This window comes from Tsukamurella asaccharolytica (assembly GCF_007858435.1).
In the GTDB taxonomy this organism is placed as follows: domain Bacteria; phylum Actinomycetota; class Actinomycetes; order Mycobacteriales; family Mycobacteriaceae; genus Tsukamurella; species Tsukamurella asaccharolytica.
On the sequence record NZ_VIGW01000003.1, the window covers coordinates 370,941 to 392,714 of the forward strand.

The following is a 21,774-nucleotide window of genomic DNA, read 5'->3' on the forward strand; positions in this document are numbered from 1 at the left end:
CCGCCGGGAGGCAGCGACGCGCCTGGCTACTCGCAGATGACGGTGGGAACCGGGTCGTACTTGACGGTGCGCGTGTGCTGGGAGATGACGCTACCGGACTTGACATCGGTGATGGTGCGGGTGTTGCTGGTGGTGAAGCCGGGCTGCCCGGTGCTGGCGACGCAGTGCGGACCCTTCGCGAGCCTGATGGTCGACGGCTGCGTCGGCAGGCTGCGCGCCCCGGTGCTGGACGTCACCTCGCGCGTCTTGGTGCTCCACATCCGCACCGAGACCGACGATGCGCCCGCGCTGGACTCGATGACGATGCCGTACGGCGTGTCGTTGCGGAACCGCAGGTCGATCGCGCCTTCGAAGACGGTGGCCTCGCGCGCCTCGGGGTAGCGCGAGATGTAGTAGCTGTGCTCGGTGTGGCCCGCGTCCTCGAGACCGGCGAAGTAAGCGGCGTTGTAGAGCGTGGTGGCGAACTGCGAGATGCCGCCGCCGACGGCCTTGTCCGGCCGGCCGTTGTTGATGATGCCCGACTCGACGTAACCCTGCGCCGTGCCGCGCGGGCCGGTGTAGCCGTTGAGCGAGAAGGTCTCACCGGGCAGCACCACGGCGCCGTTGACCTGCTGCGCGACGCGGCGGATGTTCGCGCCCGAGGCGTCGGTGAACCCGCCTGTGGAGAACTCGCTGACCACCTCGCGCACGCCCAGCTCCTTGGCGCGGGCGGTGGTGATCTTGGGTTCGACCGACTTGAACTGCGCCGTCGCAGTGCGCCCCTGAGTGGAGCGCTCGGTGACGGCCTTGGTGACGGCGTCGATCGTCGGGTCCCAGACCACCTCGCGGCCGGGCACGGCTTCGGTGATCGTCGGCGCGCCCCCGGAGAGCACGAAGCCGGCGTCCTTGGGCTCGGCGACCGCGGATTCGAGGCGCGTGCCGAGGACCTTCCTCGCGGCCTCCCGGTCGACCTTGGGCGCGAGGTTGCCGGCCCCGTCGGGCTGGAAGGTGAGGAACGTGCCGATGTCGGCGCCCGAGACCCGGCCGACGGTGCCGGCGGCCGCCTGCCCGGAGGCATCGCGCCGCAGGACGACGTCGGACGCGACGGCCTGCGCGGCCGCCCCGGACGCCACGGCACGCACCACGTCGGCGGAGACGGTCGGCTTGACGACCTCGGTGGGCACGGTGATGTCGGTGGAGCCCGGCCAGGCCGCCGTGACGGCGTCGGCGGCCTTGGCGAGGTCGATCGTGTCACCGGCACGGGGTTCGACGGCCACCGGCCTGCCGCCGCGGTAGATCACGGCGCCGTCGCCGGCCTGCGATGTCAGGGCGCCGGTGGCCTTCGTGATCGCCGCGTCGAAGACCTGGCGGTTCAGCGTGAGCGCGGGGTCCACGTCCCGGTCGCGTACCAACCCGACCAGGTCGCGCAGCGGCGAACGCAGGTCGATCGCACGCTGCACGGTGCCCGGCACGTCCACGGCCAGGCCGAGCTGCGCGGGCTGGAGCCGTACCTCGCCCTTGGCGGTGCGGAGCGTGATGGGCTCCGCATCCACCCGCTTCGCGGCATCCTCGAGGCGGTGGACGGCCTCGTCGCGGCCCATCGCCCCGAACTCGACCCCGACCGCGGTGGCCCCATGGACCGTCTCCGCGCGCCCCGCCTCCCAGACCGCGGCACCGCCCGCCCCGAAGAGCAGAGCCACCGCCAGAACCAGGGCCGGGGCACGGCGCAGCGCCGTTCGAGTGCGAGTCACAAACTGAGAATATCCTGACGCGCTATTACCGCGCAGCAGGGGCGATGCGGTACCGCAATCTTAGGGCATTTAGTCTTCGTCGAGCTGGGCCAGGACCTCGTCGGAGATGTCGACGTTGGTGTACACGTTCTGCACGTCGTCGCTGTCCTCCAGCGCGTCGACCAGCTTGAAGACCTTTCGCGCGCCGTCGGCGTCGACGGGGACCTCGACCGACGCTCGGAAGCCGGACTCGGCCGACTCGTAGTCGATGCCGGCCTCCTGCAGCGCGCTGCGCACCGCGACGAGATCGGTCGGCTCCGCGATGATCTCGAACTGATCACCCAGGTCGCTGATCTCCTCGGCGCCCGCGTCCAGCACGGCCATCAGCACGTCGTCCTCCGCCTGGCCGTTCTTGTCCAGGGTCACGATGCCCTTGCGGGTGAACAGGTACGCGACCGAGCCCGGATCGGCCATGTTGCCGCCGTTGCGGGTCATCGCGACGCGGACCTCGCCCGCGGCGCGGTTGCGGTTATCGGTGAGGCACTCGATGAGGACCGCCACGCCGTTCGGGCCGTAACCCTCGTACATGATGGTCTGCCAGTCGGCGCCGCCGGCCTCCTCGCCGCCACCGCGCTTGCGGGCGCGCTCGATGTTGTCGTTGGGGACCGAGGTCTTCTTCGCCTTCTGGATGGCGTCGTAGAGCGTCGGGTTGCCGTCGGGATCGCTACCACCGGTGCGCGCGGCGACCTCGATGTTCTTGATCAGCTTGGCGAAGAGCTTGCCCCGCTTGGCGTCGATCGCCGCCTTCTTGTGCTTGGTGGTGGCCCATTTGGAATGACCGCTCATCGATCCCTCGATTCCGTTCAGGTGCGCTGTCTCAACCCTGCGAGTTTACGTGAACGCCTTCTCCAGCTCGGTCAACGCGTCCTCGAGGTGGTGGACGAGGCGTTGCACGTGCGGGACCGACGTCCGGCACGCGGTGATGCCGAACTCCAGGTTCCGGTTGTTGGTGCAGATCGTGATGTTCGCCGCCTGCCCCTCCCACGGGATGGACGCCGGGTACACGCCGTCGAGGTGCGCGCCGTTCCAGTACATCGCCTCGCGCGGGCCCGGGACGTTCGAGATCACCAGGTTGAAGGGCGGGCGCGCGCCGCTCGGGTATCCGGGCAGCATGCCCGGGGCGAGGCCGGCGATGTTCGCGGCGCTGAGCGCCAGCACCTGCAGCGGCGACAGCTCCCCCATCACCCTGCGGGCCGCGCGCACCGAGTCCTGGATCGTCGTGACCCGGGCGACGGGGTCGGTCAGGTCGGTCGCCAAGGTGGCGATGACGGCGCCGACGGCGTTCGACGAGGACTCCGCCCCCTCCTTGCGCAGCGAGACCGGCACCATCGCCGTGAGCGAGCGATCGGGCAAGGCGTTCAGCTCGTCCAGGTAGGCGCGCAGGGCGCCGCCGCACATAGCGAGCACGATGTCGTTGACCGTCGCGCCCGCCTTCTGCCGCACCGCGTCGATCCGGTCGAGCGAGTACGACTGCGCGACGAACCGGCGCGCGCCGCCGATCGGCACGTTGAAGATGGTGTGCGGGGCTTGGAAGGGCGCCTTGTAGTCGTGATCCTGGATGGACGTGCGCGCGACCTTGAGGGAGGCCGGGAGCATGCCCAGCACCTCGCCGGTCAGGCCGCCGATCTGCTTCGCCGTGCTGAGTGGGTTGAACGGCAGCAGCCCCTTGGGGGCCTCCTCGGCCGGCGTGACCTTCCTGCGGCGCCCGAGGCCCGGTTGCCAGACCACGAGCCCCTCGCGATCGTCCGGATCGGGCGAGAGCGCCAGGGTCATGTACCGCAGGGCGGAGACCCCGTCGACCAGGGAGTGGTGCACCTTGTAGTAGACGGCGAAGCGGCCGTCCTCGAGGCCCTCGACGACGTGCACCTCCCACATGGGGCGATGCCGGTCCAGGAGCGCCTCGTGCCACAGGGAGACCTGCTGGAAGAGCTCGCGGATGCGCCCGGGCTCCGGTAGTGCGGAATGCCGGACGTGGTACTCGAGGTCGATCGAGTCGACCTCGGACCACCACGTGGTGCCGAGGATCCCGACGGGGTCGGCGGGGCGGCGGCCGAATTTCGAGCTGACCGCCGTGTGCGAGCGCATCGTGTCGACCACGGAACGCACGTAGTCGGGCCCCGCGCCCTCGGGCGGCGTGAACAACTGCAGTCCGCCGACGTGCATCGGATGCTCGCGCGATTCCGCCATCAGGAACATCGAATCCGTCAACGGCATGTAGCTCACGGCGCCACTCCCCTCTCCGTCGGCGTCATCGCCGCCGGACACTGTCCACGAAGCGCCGGTGGATCCTCAGATCACCGGTGACCTCGGGATGAAAGGATGTGGCCATTGTCACACCCTGGCGAACAGCGACCACCGTACCCGCCGTCGGCCCCGCGCCCGCAGGCACCCTCGCCAGCACCTCGACGCCCTCGCCCACCCGCTCCACCCACGGCGCGCGGATGAAGACCGCGCGCACCGGCGCACCGTCGACGCCGGCGACCGCGAGATCCGTCTCGAAGGAGTCCACCTGCCGGCCGAAGGCGTTCCTGCGGACCGTCATGTCGATCGCGCCGAGGCACCGCGCGTCCGGGCGGGTGTCGAGCACCTCCGACGCCAGCAGGATCATCCCGGCGCAGGAGCCGTAGGCGGGCAGGCCCGCGCCGAGGGCCTCGCGGAGCGGGTCGAAGAGGTCGAAGACGCCGAGCAGGCGGCTCATCGTGGTCGACTCCCCACCGGGGATGACGATGCCGTCCACCGCGGCGAGGTCAGCCGCGGTGCGCACCGCGGTGGTGGCGGCGCCGACCGCCTCGAGCGCGTGGCGGTGCTCGCGCACGTCACCCTGGAGAGCGAGCACCCCGATCCGTACGGTCACGGGGAGCCAGCCTAATCCGCGGCACGATCACGACCGGAAGCGGTGCAGGCCCTCCTGGATGACGACGGCGACGAGCGCACCGTCGCGCGCGAAGATCCGCCCCGCGGTCAGCGCCCGCCCGCCCCCGGCCGACGGTGACGTCTGGTCGTACAGGAGCCACTCGTCGGCCCGGAAGGGCCGCAGGAACCACATGGCGTGGTCGAGCGAGGCCACCTGGGTGTCGACGCCCGGGTGCGCGACCCGCGCCGACCCGAGGAGCGTCATGTCGCTCATGTAGGCGAGCGCGCTCACGTGGGTGTTCTGATCGTCAGGCAGGCGTTTGATGTGCCGGAACCACACCTGCTGGTGCACTGCCCGGCCCGCGTACGGGGCCGTCTCTTCCTGCGGGACGATCCGGATGTCCCAATCGCTCCACTCCGCGAACAGCCCGAGGCTCTCGCGGGTGGCGTTGGGGTCCTCGCGCGGGCTCAGCACCGACTCGGGGTCGCGGGTCGGCGGCATCTCATCGGCGTGCTCGATGCCCTCCTGCCCCGGGAGCTGGAAGGACGCCGACATGGAGAAGATCGCCTCGCCGTCCTGCACGCCGTTCACGCGACGGGTGCAGAAGGACCGGCCGTCGCGGATGCGGTCCACGAGGAAGACGGTGTCCGCATCGGGGTTGCCCGGCCGGAGGAAGTACCCGTGCAGCGAGTGCACCTGCATCGTGTCGGGAACGGTCTCGATCGCCGAACGCAGGGCTTGCCCGGCGACCTGACCGCCGAACGTCCGGGCCAACACCGACGGTGCGTGCATGCCGCGGAAGATGTCGCGGTCGATCTGCTCGAGACTCAGCAGCGCTTCGATGTCAGCCACGGGGGATGACTCTACTCAGGTCACCGGTCCGGATCGGTCTGTTCCGTGGTGGCGTCCACCACGATCACCGTGACGTTGTCGCGGCCACCCGCGTTGAGCGCCGCGGCGACGAGTTGATCGGCGCACTCGTCGATCGGCGCATCGCTGTCGAGGATCTGCCGGATCTCGTCGTCGGTGAGCTCGCCGTTGAGACCGTCGGAACACACCAGCAGCTTCTCGTGGGGCTGCGCCGGCACGATCCAGAAGTCCGCGTCGGGTTCCATCCCGGCGCCCAGGGCGCGGGTGATGACGTTGCGGCGCGGGTCGACGCGGGCCTGTTCGGGGCTGAGGAAGCCGCCGCTGATGAGCTCCTGGACCTGGGAGTGATCGACGGTGAGCTGCTCGAAGTAGCCCTCCGCGAGCCGGTAAGTGCGCGAATCGCCGATGTTGACCACGAGCCAGTGCGGCACGCCCTCGTACGTGGTGAGCAGCACGCCGGTCACCGTGGTGCCCGCACGCTTGCCGGTCTCCGTGTCGATGGCCTCGATGGCGGCGTGCGCGTCGCGCAGCCGGTCGACGACCTGCTCCATCACGACCTGCGCGTCCGCCAGCTCCGGCCCGAAGACCTCCGCCAGCGCCTCGAGGGCGGCGGCCGAGGCCACCTCGCCGGCGTCGTGGCCGCCCATGCCGTCGGCGAGCAGGAACATGCCGGGGCCGGTGAGCGCACCGTCCTCGTTGGTCATGCGCACCCGACCGGGATTGCTGATGGCGACCCATTTCATGGACACGCCACCCAGCGCCCCGTAGACGATCTCAGAGCGCGCTTCCCCCGCTTCCGCAGTCATCCGCCGAACACCTTGAAGCTGCGCTGCCCCATATGCACGACGCTGCCCTTCTCCACGGCGTACCTGACTCCCTTGGTGAGCTCGGTCCACGAATCGCCCAGTGCGATCGCCGAACCGTTCGTCGAGCCCATGTCCTCGACCCACAGTTCACCGCGGGTGATGCCGAACAGCAGGTGGGTCTTCGACACCGAAGCGGTGTCGTCGACCAGAACGTGCTTGGTGACCTTCGACGAGTCGGCGCCCTGCGGGAGGACCGGCTCGCGGCCGATGATGCCGTCGCCGCGGACGTCGACCGAGTGCCCGTCGTCGAAGCGCAACACGATCGGCGCGCCGCCCGTCGGCGCGGGTGCGGCCGGGCGCGCCTGCTCCGGCCGACCCTGCGGCGGCTGGCCGGCGGCCGGCTGAGCGGCGGGCGGCTGACCGGGGCCGGGCGCCGGGATGCGGGGCTGGCCGCTGGGGCCCGTGGGCCCGCTGGGGCGCGGAGCGAACTGTTGGGGCGCCTGCGGCGGCTGCGGCTCCGGCAGGGACGAGAACGGGGCGGCCGGCGGCAGGGCGGTCGTGGGCTCGTCGCCGTCGCCGGGCGGCGGGCCGAAACGCGGCGGGATCGGACGCAGGCCGGGCACGTCGTCCGGCAGCGGCGGGAGCGACGGGGGCTGGAGCCGCTCGCGGGGCTCGTCGACCGCGACGACCTCGGTGTCCGCACCGGCGCCGAGCGCATCGACACGGGTCTCGTCCGGCAGCGGGGTGGGAATGCGCTGCAGGGTGTTGTCGGACTCGCCGGTGCCGAGGCCGCCGAGCCGGTCCGACGGGGCCACCGGCTGCGCGCGGGCCGCGAGCGCGACGTCGGCGGCGTCGACCACGGTGGACTTCGAGGCCTTCTCGTGGACGCCGCGGCGGCCACCGTCGGCCAGGATCGACCAGGCCGGGAGGTAGACGAGCGGCGCCAGGACGTTGAAGACCAGCGAGCGGATCGCGGACGAGGGGAAGCCGATCCGGCGGTGGGACTGCGCGTCGACCACCGTGAGGCCGGCGAGCAGCTTGCCGGGGCTGGCGCCGTAGACGCCGTGGAGCACGATCGACGCGACGATCGCCACGGCGGCGCCGATACCCAGGAACGCCCAGCCGAGGTCGAGCCCCGCAACGACGTTCACGATCAGGGCGATGGCGACCACCGCCGACGCGATGCACAGATCGGCGACGTACGCGAGCACGCGCAGCACCGCGGGAGCCGCCTCCACCTGCGATCCGCCCAGGGACGTCTGGGCCCCGTACTCCTGGGTGGCCCTGGCCGTTGCTTGGTCTGACATCCTCCGCCTCACTGCTTTCAGTTCCGTTCCGCGTCTGCCCGACACGCGCATCTCGACGCTAGCGCGAATCGTCGGACACCGGCGGGCGACATGCCGTTACCAGCCGCGTTCCGCCAGGCGGTGCGGCTGCGGGATGTCATCGACATTGATTCCGACCATCGCCTCGCCCAGCCCGCGCGAGACCTCGGCGAGCTTGCCGGGGGAGTCGAAGAAGGTCGTGGCCGCGACGATCGCCTTGGCCCGCTGCTCGGGGTTGCCCGACTTGAAGATGCCCGAGCCCACGAAAACGCCCTCGGCGCCGAGCTGCATCATCATCGCCGCGTCGGCCGGGGTGGCGATGCCGCCCGCGGTGAAGAGCGTGACCGGCAGCTTGCCGTTCTTGGCGACCTCGACGACCAGGTCGTACGGCGCCTGCAGTTCCTTGGCCGCGACGTACAGCTCGTCCTCGGGCAGCGAGGTCAGGCGGCGGATCTCGTCGCGGATCTTGCGCATGTGCGTGGTGGCGTTCGAGACGTCGCCGGTGCCGGCCTCGCCCTTGCTGCGGATCATCGCGGCGCCCTCGGTGATGCGGCGCAGCGCCTCGCCCAGATTCGTCGCGCCGCACACGAAGGGCACGGTGAAGGCGAACTTGTCGATGTGGTTGCTGTAGTCGGCCGGGGTCAGGACCTCGGACTCGTCGATGTAGTCCACCCCGAGGGCCTGCAGGATCTGCGCCTCCACGAAGTGGCCGATGCGGGCCTTCGCCATGACCGGGATGCCGACGGCCTCGATGATCCCGTCGATCATGTCCGGGTCCGACATGCGGCTCACGCCGCCCTGCGCGCGGATGTCTGCGGGCACGCGCTCGAGCGCCATGACCGCGACCGCACCGGCGTCCTCGGCGATCTTCGCCTGCTCGGGGGTCACCACGTCCATGATCACGCCGCCCTTGAGCATCTCGGCCATCCCCCGCTTGACGCGGGCGGTGCCGGTGACGGGTGCGGTCTGGGGATCAGTGGTCACTGACGGGTCTCCTCATGGCTCGGACGTGTGAGGCTCCAGTATTCCCGATGCCGGTGCGCGGTTTCGAGCCCGGGTCACACCGTCGGTTCCGACGGTGACGCCCACGTCCTCCCGCGGGGGTTCTTCACTCGTCATCAGGCTGCAACCCGCGTACGGGTCAACACCTCCCGCGGGAGCAACGGGCGACCCGCACGCGATCTCGGTCAGCGCGTCCACACCAACCGGGCGGGCTCGGACGCCACCGGCCGACCGTCGCCGCGAGCGATGTTCAGCCCGCTCCCCGTGACGGTGTAGATCGTGTCGTTGCGCGCCTCGCCCTGCGCGTTGGTGTTCCGCGCGCGGTACACGCCCGGGCCGGTGTTCGTCGCGGGCAGCGTGAGTCCGCTGTTGTCGCCCGACGCGCGCGCGCCGCGGTAGGTGTACGTGCCGCCAGAGCTGCAGATCACCACGCGCGAGCCCGATCCCGCGCCGGAGGTCAGCATCGCGAGCTCGAGCGTCTCGCCGCCGGCGCACCGGGCGGGGCTGCCGACGAAGCCGTAGGCGTCCGTGCCGGGGACCGTCGGTGCCGGTGGCGAGTCGGAGGCGCCGACCGGCGCCGTCGACGAGGGCACGACCGCCGGCGCACCCGTCGTCGGTGCTTCGGCCGTCGTCGGCGCCGGGCCCGTCGTCGGTGCCGCGGCCGTCGAGTCACTGCCCCGTACGAGGGCGAAGTAGCCGACCGCCAGGAGCGCGACGACCAGCACTGCCACGAGCGCGGCCAGCGCGATGACCCGGCCGTTGCCCTGCGGCTCGGTCCCGCCCGGACCGGTCGGCGCCGGCGTCGCGGGTGACGCGTACGCGGGGATCGGGGTGGGCGGCGGGGTCGGGCGGATCGTCGTGGCGGCCGCGGGCATCGGAGGTCGGTGCGGTGACGTCGGCCCGACGGTGGGCCGTCCGTCCGGGCGCGCGGCGACGAGTGCAGCCCGGAACGCGCGTGCGAACTCGGCGTTGTCGGCGTAGCGGTCGTGCGGCTGCTTCGCCATGGCGCGCGCGAAGACCGCGGCCAGACCGGGCGGCAGCCCGGCGAGCCTCGACGCCGGATCGGGAACGGGCGCGCTGAGATGCGCCATCATCACCGAGCTGGGCGACCCGGGCCCGAACGGCGGCCCACCGGTGAGCAGCTCGAAGGCCGTGCACGCCAGCGCGTACTCGTCGGCGCGGTTGTCGATCGGGTTGCCCTCGATCACCTCGGGCGCGAGGTAGGCCATGGTCCCGACGGCCATGCCGGTGCCCGTGAGCGAACTGGCCTCGTCGCTCGCCTTGGCGATCCCGAAGTCCACGAGCTTCACGTCGACGGGCCGCCCCGGCCGCACGGCCGCGAGGAGGATGTTGCCGGGTTTGACGTCGCGATGCGTCAGCCGGCTCGGTCCACGCCCAGTCGAGGGCACTGCCCACCTGGTCGATCACGTCCGCGACCATCACCGGCGGCAGGGGCCCGCGCGTGCGCAGGTACTGGGCCGCGTCCTCGCCCTCGACGTACTCCATCGCGAGCCAGAGCCGGCCCTCGTATTCACCGCGGTCGTGGATGGTGACGATGTTGGGGTGCCGCAGCCCCGCCAGGATGTCGGCCTCCCGCAGAAATCGCGCGGCGAAGCTCGGATCGGCGCCGAGTTGCGGGCCGAGCAGCTTCAGCGCGTCCTGCCGCGGCAGGCGCGGGTGCTCGACGAGGAAGACCTCCCCCATCCCACCCGCGCCGAGCCGTCGCACCACCCGGTACCCGGAGATCTCCTTCGGTGACATCGTTTCCCCCTATTCGACACGGGCCGGAACATCCGGCGCCGATCCGCTGGCCAGCGCGGCCCGCACGTCGGGGACGAGGTCCGCGAGGGTCACGGGGTAGACGGGGTCCGTCAACGCTCGTATCTCCTCCGGCGTGCACCAGCGCATCTCGTCGAGGGTGCGCCGCTCCAGCTCGGTCCAGCCCGACGGTGCCGGCTCGAACCGTTCGCATTCCACGGCGAAGAAGTGCTCGACCGAGTCGATCACCTCGCCGCCGAAGGAGAAGACGGCCTCCCGGCGGAAGAGGGGGCCCACGAACGCCGACGGCGCGAGCAGGCGGCCCGTCTCCTCCCACAGCTCGCGGGCCGCGGCGGAGCGCAGGTCTTCGCCGTGCTCGACTCCGCCGCCGATGGTGAACCACCAGTGCCCGGCCGGCCGAGTTCCCTCCGGGACGGGCTCGTGCCCGCGGACGACGAGGACGGCGCCGCTCGGATCCACGACGATGACCCGGGCCGAGACGCGCCGCTCGTCGTTCGCGGCGAGCAGGGCGGCGGGAAGGACTCCGCCCCGGTCGACGATGTCGAAGTACTGCGGCATCGGCGCGGTGCCGCCGAGGTGGAGCCACCGCACGAACCGGCGTCCGCGCAGGGCCCGGGTGTCGCGGACGGCGTCGTTGTGGAATCGGCGGGCCATCGTCACCCGGGTGTCCGCGTCGGCGATCTCGGCGACCAGCGACCGCGGCAGGGTCTCGATGTCGATGGCGCCGATCGCCGCGGAGAGCCGGTTCTCCATCGGCATCCGGTCTTCGGAGAGGGCGTTCTCCGCACGGTCGGCGGCGGCGCGCAGCGCCTTCCCCTGCTCGGGCGGCAGCGTCGCGGCGAGTGCCCGAGCGACGGCGGACCGTCGGGCGAGAGCGGCCTCGAGCGCGACCATCGAGAGGTCGACGCGCACGTGCAACCGGTCCAGACGGTGCGCGGTCTGGTACGCCAGGGCCGCGACGACCAGCACGGCCATGACGATCAGGCCGATGACGAGCACGGTGGTGGCGGTGAGATTCAGCACGGCGTCCCCTTCAGTCGTCGACCGACACGATCACGCCGGGCACGGCGACGGTCTCGTAGACGCGGATCACCTGCTCGGCGACGACGGACCAGTCGAAGCGCCACACCACCTCGGAGGCGTGCGTGACCAGCTCGGCGCGCCGGAAGTCGTCGCCGAGCAGTTCGACGATCGCGCGGCCGAGCGCGGCCCCGTCGCCCACCGGGAACAGGCGCCCGGCCTCTCCCCCGTCCAGCACGCGCTCGAAGGCGTTGAGGTCGCTCGCGACGACGGCGGTCCCGGCCGCCATGGCCTCGACGAGGACGATGCCGAAGCTCTCGCCGCCGAGGTTGGGCGCGACGTAGACGTCGGCGGAGCGGAGCGCCGCGGCCTTCTCCTCGTCGGTCACGGCGCCCATGAGCCGCAGGTGACCCGCGTAGGGCTCGGCCTCGCGCAGCAGCTTCTCCTCGTCGCCGTGGCCGACGACGAGCACCTCGACATCGGGTTGGGCCGCGACGATGGCGGGCAACGCCTCGAGGAAGACGGCCATGCCCTTGCGCGGCTCGTCGTAGCGGCCCAGGAAGAGCACCGTCTTCCCGGGCCGGGGGTAGCCGGGCAGCGGATCACCCTCGGCGAAGGCGCGGACGTCGACGCCGTTCGGGATCTCGATGGCGTCGGAACCGAGGGACTCCATCTGCCAGCGACGGGCGAGCTCGGAGACCGCGATCTTGCCGCGGATCTTCTCGTGCGACGGGCGCAGCACGCTCTGGAAGACCGAGAGCATCAGGGACTTCTCGGTGGACGTGTGGAAGGTCGCGACGATGGGGCCGTCGGCGATCGCGAGCGCGAGCATGCCCAGGCTCGGCGCATTCGGCTCGTGCACGTGGAGCACGTCGAACTCACCGGTGCGGATCCACTTGCGCAGTCGACCGAAGGCCTTGGGCCCGAAGGAGAGGCGGGACACGGAGCCGTTGTACGGGATCGCCACGGCCCTGCCGGACGAGACGGCGAACTCGGGCAGCACCGTCTCCTTCGACGACGGCGTGAGCACGGACACCTCGTGGCCGCGGCTGATGAGTACCCGGGCCAGGTCGGCGACGTGCGCCTGGACCCCGCCCGCGACGTCGAACGAGTACGGGCAGATCATCCCGATCCGCATCAGCGCGCCCCTGAATCCTCGCCCGTCGCGCCCTCGCCCGTCGCGCCCTCGGAGGGCCGGCCGAGGATCCGGTCGCGCCGCGCCTGGGACCAGTCGGCCTCCCACAGCGGCTGGAGCATGTGCCAGTCAGCGGGGTGCTCGGCGATGTTGCGCTCGAATGCTTCCGCGAGCCGCTGGGTCGCGCTCTCGATGCCGCCCGAGACGTCGATCGGGGCCTCGGCCTTGAACCCCCAGGCGTCTCCCTCGAACCAGCAGTGCACGGGCAGCAGCGGGGCGCCGGTGTCGATCGCGAGTTTCGCGGGGCCGGCGGGCATGCGGGTGCGCTCGCCGAAGAAGGTGACGGGGACGCCGTGCCGCGCGAGGTCGCGCTCGCCGAGCAGGCAGATCGGGCGCCCCTCGCGCAGCCGCTGCGCGAGGGCCTGCATCGGCGGCTGCTCCCCGCCCGAGAGGGGGAAGATCTCGAATCCGAGCGACTCGCGGTACTCGACGAACCGCCGGAACAGGGATTCGGGCTTGAGCCGCTCGGCGACGGTGGCGAAGCGCCCGTACTTCTGCGCGAGCCAGACCCCGGCCATGTCCCAGTTCCCGCTGTGCGGCAGGGCGAGCACCGCGCCGGCACCCGCGTCCATCGCCTCGTGCAGGCTGGGCACGTCGACGTACTGATCGAGCCGGGCGCCGAGCTCGACGAGGTCCATCGACGGCAGCCGGAAGGATTCGCGCCAGTACCGCGCATACGACCGGGAGGACGCCTCGATCAGGCTCTGCGGCACCGCGTCCGGCGTGGTGCCGAGGACCCGCGCGAGGTTCTTGCGCAGCTGCAGGTTCTCCCCCCGCGCTCCGATGCGGCCGCCCACACCGTCGATGAGGAACTTCGCGGCGGACTCGGGCATCCGCTTGGTGACTGCCCAGCCGGTGCGGTAGGCGAGGTCGGCGAGTTCCTCGCGAGCGTCGCTCACGCCTGGTCCTCCTCGTGCTGCGCGGCCGCCTGCGGCAGTGGCAGCAGGTCGGTCGCGCCGGGCGAGCGACGTACGGTGAGCGCACGCTGGAGCACGGTGACGATGCTGGTCACCGCGAGGAACCACATCGCGATGTGGATCGCCCACCACACGCCCAGGCCGGTGAAACCGGCACCCACGAGCACGATGATGAGCCGCTCGGGGCGCTCGATCCAGCCGCCGTCGCCGGTGAGGCCCGAGGCCTCGGCGCGGGCCTTCGCGTAGCTGATCACCTGGGAGGTGACCAGGCAGATCAGCGTGGCGACCAGCAGGTTGTAGCGATTGTCTTCGTTGAAGACGGCCCACCAGGCGAGGCCGGCGAAGACGGCACCGTCGGCGACGCGGTCGCAGGTCGCGTCGAGCCACGCCCCGAACCGCGTGCCGCCGCCCCGCACGCGGGCCATGGCACCGTCGAGCATGTCGAACATGACGAAGAACCAGAGGACCAGCGTGCCGACGAACAGGTGGTCCGTCGGGAAGAGCCACAGCGCCGCGGCCACCGAGCAGGCGGTGCCGAAGAGCGTCACCGCGTCCGGGGTCAGCCCGGTCCTGATCAGCACCTTCGCGATCGGATGGGTGACCTTGGAGACCGCCTCACGACTGAAGATCGCCGACACCCCTAGACCTCCTCCCAGGCCTTCGCCATCAGCGCCCGGGTCTGTCCGAGGAGCTGCGGCATCACCTTAGTGCCCGAGAGCACCGTGATGTAGTTCGCATCGCCGGGCCACCGCGGCACGATGTGCTGGTGCAGGTGCTCGGCGATCGAGCCGCCGCCCGACCGGCCCAGGTTGAAGCCCACATTGAAGGCCGCCGGCCGCGAGATCCGTTTGATCACCCGGATGGTCTTCTGGGTGAGCTTGATCAGCTCGAAGGCCTCGCCGTCGGTGAGGTCCTCCAGCTCCGAAACCTGCCGGTACGGCACCACCATGCAGTGGCCGGGGTTGTAGGGGAAGAGGTTGAGCACCACGTAGCAGTGCTCGCCCCGGGCCACGATCAGCCCGTCCTCGTCGGCCAGCTTGGGGATCTCCAGGAAGGCCGTGCTGCCCTCCGGGACGGGAGGGGAATCGACGAGGTACCGCATCCGGTACGGCGTCCAGAGCCGCTCGATGGTCTCGTCACCATCGCCGACCCCGAAGTCGGTGTGCGCGCCGCGTGCGTCGCCGTCCGTGGCGTCCGTCATCGATCCTCTCCCCGTCTCGTCCGTCGGTTCCGGTCAGGCGGTGCCGACGGTGGCCTCCGCCGGGCCCAGCAGCTCGGCCGTCGGGGACTCGTTGCGGCGGGCGTGCACCCAGTCGACGATCCGCTGCACCGCGTCGTCGACGGGCACCTGGTTGACCTGGGTGCCGTCCCGGAAGCGGAAACTGACCGCGCCCGCCTCGCGGTCGGTCTCGCCCGCGAGCAGCATGAAGGGCACCTTCTGCGTGGTGTGGTTGCGGATCTTCTTCTGCATCCGGTCGTCGCTGTGGTCGACCTCGGCGCGGATCCCGTGCTTCTTCAGGGCGCCGATCACCGCTTCGAGGTGGTCTCCGAACTGCTCGGCCACGGGTATCCCGACGACCTGCACCGGCGACAGCCACGCGGGGAACGCGCCGCCGTAGTGCTCGGTCAGCACACCGAAGAACCGCTCCATGGATCCGAACAGCGCGCGGTGCAGCATCACGGGGCGGTGTTTCTGCCCGTCGCTGCCGGTGTACTCGAGGTCGAAGCGGTCGGGCAGCATCAGGTCGACCTGGATCGTCGACATCTGCCAGCTGCGCCCCAAGGCGTCCTTGACCTGCACGGAGATCTTGGGCGCGTAGAACGCGGCACCACCCGGGTCGGCGACGAGTTCCACGCCGAAGCTGCCGGCGGCCTCGCGCAGCGCCCCGGTCGCCTCATCCCAGGCCTCGTCGGAGCCGATGGACTTCTCCGGATTGCGCGTCGAGAGCTCGAGGTAGAAGTCGTCGAGGCCGTAGTCGCGGAGCAGGTCCACCACGAACTGCAGCAGGTTGCGGATCTCGCCCGCCATCTGCTCGCGGGTGCAGTAGATGTGCGCGTCGTCCTGGGTGAAGCCGCGGGCACGGGTCAGGCCGTGCACCACACCCGACTTCTCGTACCTGTAGACGGTGCCGAACTCGAACAGCCGCAGCGGCAGCTCGCGGTAGGAGCGCCCCCGCGAGTCGAAGATCAGGTTGTGCATCGGGCAGTTCATCGGCTTCAGGTAGTAGTCGACGGCCTGCCGCGTCACCTGTCCCTCCGCGTTGCGCTCCTCGTCGAGTTGCATGGGCGGGTACATGCCGTCGGAGTACCAGTCGAGGTGGCCCGACTTCTCGAACAGCTCTCCCTTGGTCGCGTGCGGGGTGTACACGAACTGGTAGCCGGCCTCGGCGTGCCGCAGGCGCGAATAGTCCTCCAGCTCCTTGCGGATGATGCCGCCGTTCGGGTGGAACACGGGCAGGCCCGACCCGATCTCGTCGGGGAAGCTGAACAGGTCCAGCTCGGCGCCGAGCTTGCGGTGGTCGCGCTTCTCGGCCTCGGCGAGCAGCTCGAGGTAGGTGTCCATCGCCTCGGGCGACTCCCAGGCGGTCCCGTACACGCGCTGCAGGTCCGCGTTGTCCTGGTCGCCGCGCCAGTACGCCGCGGAGCTGCGGGTCAGCTTCACCGCGGGGATGTACTTGGTGGTCGGCACGTGCGGACCGCGGCACAGATCGCCCCAGATCCGCTCGCCGGTGCGGGGATTGAGGTTGTCGTAGGCGGTCAGCTCGGCCCCGCCGACCTCCATGACCTCGCTGTCGTCGGCAGCGCCCTTGTCGTCGATGAGCTCGAGCTTGTACGGCTCCCCCGCCAGTTCGGCGCGGGCCTCGTCCTTGCTCTCGTAGACGCGGCGGCTGAACTTCTGCCCCGCCTTGATGATCTGCTTCATCTTCTTCTCGAGGCTCTTGAGGTCCTCGGGAGTGAAGGGCTCGGCGACGTCGAAGTCGTAGTAGAAGCCGTCCTTGATGGGCGGGCCGATGCCCAGCTTGGTGCCGGGGAAGCCGTCCTGCACGGCCTGCGCGAGCACGTGGGCCGCCGAGTGGCGGATCACGCTGCGCCCGTCCTCCGTGTTCGCCGCGACGGACTCGACCTCGGTGTCGGTCTCCGGAACCCAGCTCAGATCCCGGAGGGTGCCGTCAGCGGTCTTGACGACGACGACGGCCTCGGGGCCCTTGTTGGGCAGATCCAGCTCGCGCATAGCGGCCCCGGCGGCGATTCCTGCCGGGACGACGAAGGTGGTGCTCACAGTGCTCCTAGTCATGTAGCGGGCGGCATACCTGGCCGCGCGCGGTTGTCAATGGCTCCGATCCTATCGGGCACCGGCCGTGCGACGCGGCGGAGGCGGTCCTCAGCCGAGCCGCATCCGCCGCTCGTCCGGGGTCTGCCGCGGACAGCTGAGGCACTTCGTCATGCCGGGGCACAGGTAGAGCAGGCAGCAGGAGCCCCGTCGAACGACGATGCCGCGCCCGGGCACCTCGTCGAACCGCGCCGCCGGGGCCTCGGGGCCGCAGGCGCGGACCAGGTCGTCGGCGGTCCGCCGCGGATCCGCGGTATCGAGGGCCGCGGAGGCGATGGAGTCGGTGGCAATGGACCAGAGCGCCCGCTCCGGGGCGCCGGACTCTTCCGAGAGAGACGGGACGAGCCGTCGACAGGCCTGCGCGAGCGCCCCGCCCGGGTCGGGCGACGGAGCCGTCCCCGCCACCTCGGGCCAGCCATCGGGGCCCGACCGGACTTCAGCAGTCGCGGCGTCCCGGCCGGCGACGGCGAGACGGGCCAACGCACCCGAGAGGGCGTACCAGTACAGGACTCCGGCGACGCGACCATCGGGGGCCGCGAGGGACTTCCGGAGTCGCTCGATCATGTGAACAGCGGGCTGGCCAGCCAGGGCCAGTCGATGCCGAACCAGCCACCGATGAGCGCGGCCCCGCCGAGCAGCCAGACGGTGGCCAGCACGATCAGGCAGGTGCCGAGACCGAACGCGCCCTTGACGAGGATGTTCTGCCGCGAGAGCCAGGCGGCGAAGCGGTCGTAGTGCTTGCGGGCGAACCGCAGGAGGCGCTGCGCCCAATCGAATTCGGTGGCGAGGATCCCGAGCCCGGCGAAAACGATCAGCCAGCCCGGACCCGGGTAGGGGATGGCGATGATGCCGACGATGAGCACGATTCCACCGATCACGCCGACGCACACCCGCCACACGAGCGCGCCGTGCCGCGAGGACTTGATCTTCGCGCGCCACGCGCGCGGGCCGGTCGACGGCGCCTTGTTCTGCTGGTCATGCATGGTCCCACGGTACCGGCGCCGACCGGCGACCTCCCCGAATAGCGGAAGCCCGAGGAGACGGTGGGTCGCAGCCGGCCCTCGCGATGAGTGGAATCACATCAGCCCGCGAGGTTCGCACGCGTCGACCCACCCTGCTGATTCACTCGCGGAAACTCCATTTTCAGCGAGGCGAGATATTCGTTCTTCGTGTCCGCAGCCGCCTTCCCGAGCAGGTGAAACGGTAACAATTACGCTGATTGTTTGAGGTCATTCGATTGCAAACACCCGGGTCGGGATCCGTTAGAACTCAGGAGATTTCGCTACTGCGTAGTAGCTTAAATCGCTTTGATCGAATAGCTTCGCCAGCTATTGGTGAACCGTGGAAATGCTGATAACTTCAGAACTCCCAGGAGATGCACAGGCGCCGCCTCAGGCACGCGCACGAGCGCGGACGCCGTGTTTTTGCTGGGTCCACATCCTATTGACCGACACTCTCGATCGAGCGTGCCGAACCTTCACGAACCGGAGGTCCTCCATGTCCAGCTACGTCCCGAAGCATGCCAAGAAGACGGTGCGCCGCAGCGCTGTCGCCACCACTGCCGTCGCGGCTGCAGCAGCGTTGACCGTCGCGACCCCGGCGACGGCCAACGCCGCCGCAACCACGCCCACCGGCAACCCGCAGGTCGACGCGATCCTCGCGGCGGCTCCGCTCCTCCCCGGCGCCGTTCCGATCGCGGTCATCCCGCAGGTCGCGCCCGTCGTCAACCAGGGCGTCGCCGCGTGGAACAAGATCCCCGTGATCAGCGGGCTCTTCCCGGTCTCCAACACCGTCTCGCCGATCGCCGGCGTCACGCCGCTCGCACCCGGCTGGGTGGGATTCGGCCTGAGCGACACCTTCAGTGTGGGTGCGCCGTTGGGCCTGGGTGGCCTCTCCAGCTCCACCTACGGCGTGATCGGCACGTCGGCCGCCGGGGTCGGCAGCATCGGTGGTAACAACACCACGCTGTACGGTCCGCTGGGCAGCGCCCTGGGCATCTCGACCTCGCTCAGCGCCACCACCGCGAACGGCCTCACCACCTGGACCCCGTCGCTCGGCCTCAACGCAACCGCTCCGCTGGGCCTCGGCGGCGCGACCGCGACGATCGTGCCGGTCACGGTCACCTACGGTCCCAACACGTTCCTCGTGGGCCTCCCGGTGATCAACCTCGGACTCACCACCCCGCTCGGGGGCGGAACCCTGGGCCTGAACCTCGGCCAGATCGGCTTCCAGAACGGCCAGTTCGTCCTCGTGACGCCCAGCCTCAACGGCTCCGTCACCACCCCGCTCGGTGGTGGCAACCTCAATGTCACCCCGGGCACGGTCAAGGTGGGCACCGGCGGACTCGAGGCCGTCGGTCCGGACGCCACCTTCGGGGCCACGGTCCTGGGGCAGAACGTCGTGAACGGCACCATCGACGGCGGCAAGGCCACCGTGACCCCGACCAAGGTCGACATCGACGGGCCGAACGGAACCATCACCGCCGGTCCTACGGGCGCTCAGGTCAAGGCCACCGCCGACGCCGGAAACGTCCTGGTCACGCCCACGAAGGTCCAGGCGAACGGTCCGTCGGGCGGCGTCGATGTCACGACGCCCGTCGGCAGCGGCGGCGGCAGCGCGACCACGGGCAGCGTGAACGTGGAGAACGGCGTCGGCACGGTCACCGGCCCGACCGCCGAGGCCCACGCCAGCACGCCGGCGGGCACCGTCAAGGCCGAAGGGTCCACGGGTTCCGGAACCGTCGACACCAACAAGGGCACCGCGTCCGTCACCGGTCCCTCCGGCGGCGTCGAGACGAAGACGGCTGCGGGCGACCACGGCGTCAAGGCCGACACGGGCTCGGCCGAGGTCAGCTCCGACGGCGTCAGCGTCAAGGACACCCCCTCGGTGGACGCGCACTGACACCGGGTACGACGACCGCACGGCGGCCGGGGCTCTCATGCCCCGGCCGCCGTCGCGTATCCCGTTCGACCATCGACGGCGCCGTCCGCGGTCTCGGCACGCGCGCCGCAGCGCCGAGGCGGTCCTGACTTACTGGGCGGCGGATCAGTTCCTCGTGAGCTCCTGCGCGAGCATCACGATGATGCCGCTGGGGCCCCGGACGTAGGTGAGCCTGTAGACGTCCTCGTAGACGCCCACGCCGCGCAGCGGGTGGCAGCCGTGCTTCGCCGCGATCGCCAGCGCCTCGTCGAGATCATCGACCGAGAAGGCGACGCGGTGCATGCCGATCTCGTTGGGCAGCGTCGGCTCCGTCTCGATCGCGTCGGGGTGGATGTATTCGAAGAGCTCGATGCGCCCCTGCCCGCCCGGCGTCTCCAGCATCGCGATCTTCGCGTGGTTGCCGTCGAGCCCGACGGCGGTGTCCGTCCACTCCCCGCTGACGGTCTGCCGGCCGATCACCGACAGCCCCAGCTCCGTGAAGAACGCGATCGTCGCTTCCAGGTCGCGCACCGCGATCGCGACGTTCTCGAGTGTGATGGCCATGGGTTGAGACTATCCACCCTGTTCGCCGCTCCGCAGCCACCACGACAAGCTCGCACGGGCACGTTCGCAGGCACAAATTTCCACGAGAACGACAAAACCGCCTGTCTCCAGGCGGTTTCTCGGTGGTCCTAGCTGGGATCGAACCAGCGACCTTCCCCGTGTGAAGGGGACGCTCTCCCACTGAGCCATAGGACCGAACTCGTGCGCGACTCCGTGGTTACCAGGGAGGCGAACGAGAGAGAACACTAACACGACGGCTGAGCCAAAGGGTAATCGGGTAGCCCACCAGCGGCTACAGTTGCGGACCGTGAGCCGACGAGGCACCGGGGTGCGCCCCACCACGCCGACTGCGCACGAAACATGGGGTGACCTGCCGATTTGGCAGAGCGCTCGATGTTCACGTAGTGTTCTCTCTCGCACCGGAAAGGCGTTTTCAGCGCCGGTCCGGACGAATGCGGATGTAGCGCAGTTGGTAGCGCATCACCTTGCCAAGGTGAGGGTCGCGGGTTCGAATCCCGTCATCCGCTCGAAGTGGGCTTACCGTGGCGGTGTGGCCGAGTGGTGAGGCAACGGCCTGCAAAGCCGTGCACACGGGTTCGATTCCCGTCGCCGCCTCCAACACGCTCAGCCACTCCGCAACGGAGCGGCTGAGCGCCACTTCACGTAAGCGCGATTAGCTCAGTGGGAGAGCGCTTCCCTGACACGGAAGAGGTCACTGGTTCAATCCCAGTATCGCGCACCACAGAAACCCCCTGTTCGCAGGGGGTTTCTTGCATTCTATGCCCCCATGCTCGACGTGGATGCCCCCTCAGTCCCCGACGGGCAGTCCGTGGCACGAGCACCGCACGAGCGAATCCTCGGCCCGCTCCGGAGGCTCAGCAGCGCCGCCGGGCTCGGGCTCGGGCTCGGGCTCGGGCTCGGGCTCGGGCTCGGGCTCGGGCTCGGGCTCGGGAGGAGCCTGCTCCGGTGCGGTCTCCGCCGCCGGAGCAACCTCGTCCGGCCCCTCATCCGGGGCTACGCCCCCCACGGCTCCCTTCGGCGAGCGCGAGGCGCGCCAGCCGGCGAGCAGGTGGGCGACGTAAAGCGGTACGCCGATCAACCCCGCCACCACGCCCAGCGCACAGAGCCCGACTGCCACCTCAACCGGAATCCCGTCGATGAACCCAGTGACGATCGCCGCGACGATCAGCGCGACGCACGCCCCGTTCCAGATCAGGGCACGATCGGTAGTACGCGGTTCTCGGCTCGACACGGGCACTCCCACCGGTCACTCACTACTCGAGGGCCGAGTTGCTTCAGCCCTGACCCTGCCGGTGCCGCCGACAGTTCTGTGTTGCAACTCTACACATCAGAGGACCATCCCCCGGCCGAGATTGCAAACAATCGACACCATCGGCGTGTTGACACCGCTTACATCGCGTCC

The 21,774-nt window shown here is 70.4% G+C and carries 20 protein-coding genes, 4 tRNA genes and 1 pseudogene; 4 read left to right on the top strand and 21 right to left on the bottom strand.

Going from position 1 to position 21,774, the window contains the following annotated elements; all coding sequences use genetic code 11:
* Positions 1-26: 26 nt before the first annotated feature.
* The 18 genes and pseudogenes from FK529_RS08000 to FK529_RS08085 form a co-directional block, all read right to left on the bottom strand.
* A complete protein-coding gene (locus FK529_RS08000) occupies positions 27-1,730 on the bottom strand; it encodes a VanW family protein (RefSeq protein WP_146560449.1) in 1,704 nt (567 codons plus the stop codon).
* Positions 1,731-1,799: 69 nt separating this feature from the next.
* On the bottom strand, positions 1,800-2,555 hold the full coding sequence (locus FK529_RS08005) for a YebC/PmpR family DNA-binding transcriptional regulator (RefSeq protein ID WP_146560450.1): 756 nt from the start codon (positions 2,553-2,555) through the stop codon (positions 1,800-1,802).
* A gap of 45 nt (positions 2,556-2,600) precedes the next feature.
* Positions 2,601-3,983, bottom strand: a complete 1,383-nt coding sequence (locus FK529_RS08010) for a WS/DGAT/MGAT family O-acyltransferase (protein WP_146560659.1) — start codon at positions 3,981-3,983, stop codon at positions 2,601-2,603.
* A 34-nt stretch (positions 3,984-4,017) separates the two neighbouring features.
* The gene (pdxT, locus tag FK529_RS08015; RefSeq protein ID WP_193559672.1) at positions 4,018-4,623 is read right to left on the bottom strand and encodes a pyridoxal 5'-phosphate synthase glutaminase subunit PdxT; all 606 of its coding nucleotides are present in this window, start codon (positions 4,621-4,623) and stop codon (positions 4,018-4,020) included.
* 27 nt (positions 4,624-4,650) lie between these two features.
* Positions 4,651-5,475, bottom strand: coding sequence for an acyl-CoA thioesterase (locus FK529_RS08020; RefSeq protein ID WP_146560451.1), 825 nt, complete (start codon positions 5,473-5,475; stop codon positions 4,651-4,653).
* Between the two features lie 20 nt (positions 5,476-5,495).
* Positions 5,496-6,299 (bottom strand): PP2C family protein-serine/threonine phosphatase, encoded by an 804-nt coding sequence (locus FK529_RS08025; protein ID WP_146560452.1) that lies wholly within the window; start codon positions 6,297-6,299, stop codon positions 5,496-5,498.
* Positions 6,296-7,606 carry an RDD family protein gene (locus FK529_RS08030; protein WP_158635076.1) on the bottom strand — a complete coding sequence of 437 codons (1,311 nt, stop codon included), beginning with the start codon at positions 7,604-7,606 and terminating at the stop codon, positions 6,296-6,298. The genes FK529_RS08025 and FK529_RS08030 overlap by 4 nt, the downstream gene beginning before the upstream one ends.
* A 96-nt stretch (positions 7,607-7,702) precedes the next feature.
* Positions 7,703-8,608 (bottom strand): pyridoxal 5'-phosphate synthase lyase subunit PdxS, encoded by a 906-nt coding sequence (pdxS, locus tag FK529_RS08035; protein WP_146560454.1) that lies wholly within the window; start codon positions 8,606-8,608, stop codon positions 7,703-7,705.
* Between the two features lie 203 nt (positions 8,609-8,811).
* The gene (locus tag FK529_RS08040) at positions 8,812-10,035 is read right to left on the bottom strand and encodes a protein kinase domain-containing protein (protein ID WP_146560455.1); all 1,224 of its coding nucleotides are present in this window, start codon (positions 10,033-10,035) and stop codon (positions 8,812-8,814) included.
* A 46-nt stretch (positions 10,036-10,081) separates the two neighbouring features.
* Positions 10,082-10,387 (bottom strand): annotated as a pseudogene (locus FK529_RS20810) (protein kinase domain-containing protein); the annotation flags it as partial.
* 9 nt (positions 10,388-10,396) lie between these two features.
* The gene (locus FK529_RS08050) at positions 10,397-11,425 is read right to left on the bottom strand and encodes an NUDIX hydrolase (protein ID WP_166436395.1); all 1,029 of its coding nucleotides are present in this window, start codon (positions 11,423-11,425) and stop codon (positions 10,397-10,399) included.
* Positions 11,426-11,438: 13 nt separating this feature from the next.
* Positions 11,439-12,563, bottom strand: a complete 1,125-nt coding sequence (locus tag FK529_RS08055) for a glycosyltransferase family 4 protein (protein WP_146560457.1) — start codon at positions 12,561-12,563, stop codon at positions 11,439-11,441.
* The gene (locus tag FK529_RS08060; protein ID WP_146560458.1) at positions 12,563-13,519 is read right to left on the bottom strand and encodes a phosphatidylinositol mannoside acyltransferase; all 957 of its coding nucleotides are present in this window, start codon (positions 13,517-13,519) and stop codon (positions 12,563-12,565) included. Before FK529_RS08060 ends, FK529_RS08055 begins: the two co-directional genes overlap by 1 nt.
* The gene (gene pgsA / locus FK529_RS08065) at positions 13,516-14,175 is read right to left on the bottom strand and encodes a phosphatidylinositol phosphate synthase (protein ID WP_146560459.1); all 660 of its coding nucleotides are present in this window, start codon (positions 14,173-14,175) and stop codon (positions 13,516-13,518) included. The genes FK529_RS08060 and pgsA overlap by 4 nt, the downstream gene beginning before the upstream one ends.
* Positions 14,176-14,177: 2 nt before the next feature.
* A complete protein-coding gene (locus FK529_RS08070) occupies positions 14,178-14,738 on the bottom strand; it encodes an HIT family protein (RefSeq protein ID WP_146560460.1) in 561 nt (186 codons plus the stop codon).
* Positions 14,739-14,771: 33 nt separating this feature from the next.
* On the bottom strand, positions 14,772-16,769 hold the full coding sequence (gene thrS, locus FK529_RS08075) for a threonine--tRNA ligase (RefSeq protein ID WP_231703010.1): 1,998 nt from the start codon (positions 16,767-16,769) through the stop codon (positions 14,772-14,774).
* Between the two features lie 150 nt (positions 16,770-16,919).
* On the bottom strand, positions 16,920-17,432 hold the full coding sequence (locus tag FK529_RS08080) for a (2Fe-2S)-binding protein (RefSeq protein ID WP_146560462.1): 513 nt from the start codon (positions 17,430-17,432) through the stop codon (positions 16,920-16,922).
* Positions 17,429-17,851, bottom strand: coding sequence for a TIGR02611 family protein (locus FK529_RS08085; protein ID WP_146560463.1), 423 nt, complete (start codon positions 17,849-17,851; stop codon positions 17,429-17,431). The genes FK529_RS08080 and FK529_RS08085 overlap by 4 nt, the downstream gene beginning before the upstream one ends.
* A 514-nt stretch (positions 17,852-18,365) precedes the next feature.
* Between FK529_RS08085 and FK529_RS08090 the strand changes: the two genes are divergently transcribed.
* Complete coding sequence (locus FK529_RS08090) at positions 18,366-19,769, top strand: hypothetical protein (RefSeq protein ID WP_146560464.1); 1,404 nt, start codon at positions 18,366-18,368, stop codon at positions 19,767-19,769.
* A gap of 144 nt (positions 19,770-19,913) precedes the next feature.
* Here FK529_RS08090 and FK529_RS08095 read toward each other — a convergent pair whose 3' ends face one another.
* Both FK529_RS08095 and FK529_RS08100 read right to left on the bottom strand, forming a co-directional pair.
* Positions 19,914-20,351 carry a VOC family protein gene (locus tag FK529_RS08095; protein ID WP_146560465.1) on the bottom strand — a complete coding sequence of 146 codons (438 nt, stop codon included), beginning with the start codon at positions 20,349-20,351 and terminating at the stop codon, positions 19,914-19,916.
* A 123-nt stretch (positions 20,352-20,474) separates the two neighbouring features.
* Positions 20,475-20,546, bottom strand: a tRNA-Val gene (locus FK529_RS08100).
* 259 nt (positions 20,547-20,805) lie between these two features.
* Here FK529_RS08100 and FK529_RS08105 point away from each other — a divergent pair.
* The 3 genes from FK529_RS08105 to FK529_RS08115 all read left to right on the top strand — a co-directional run bounded on the left by FK529_RS08105 (position 20,806) and on the right by FK529_RS08115 (position 21,093).
* Positions 20,806-20,878, top strand: a tRNA-Gly gene (locus FK529_RS08105).
* A 17-nt stretch (positions 20,879-20,895) separates the two neighbouring features.
* Positions 20,896-20,969 (top strand) — tRNA-Cys (locus tag FK529_RS08110).
* Between the two features lie 49 nt (positions 20,970-21,018).
* A tRNA-Val gene (locus FK529_RS08115) sits at positions 21,019-21,093 on the top strand.
* A 66-nt stretch (positions 21,094-21,159) separates the two neighbouring features.
* Here FK529_RS08115 and FK529_RS20190 read toward each other — a convergent pair.
* Positions 21,160-21,603: a hypothetical protein gene (locus FK529_RS20190; RefSeq protein ID WP_166436385.1), complete on the bottom strand. Its 444-nt coding sequence runs from the start codon at positions 21,601-21,603 to the stop codon at positions 21,160-21,162.
* Between the last annotated feature and the right edge of the window lie 171 nt (positions 21,604-21,774).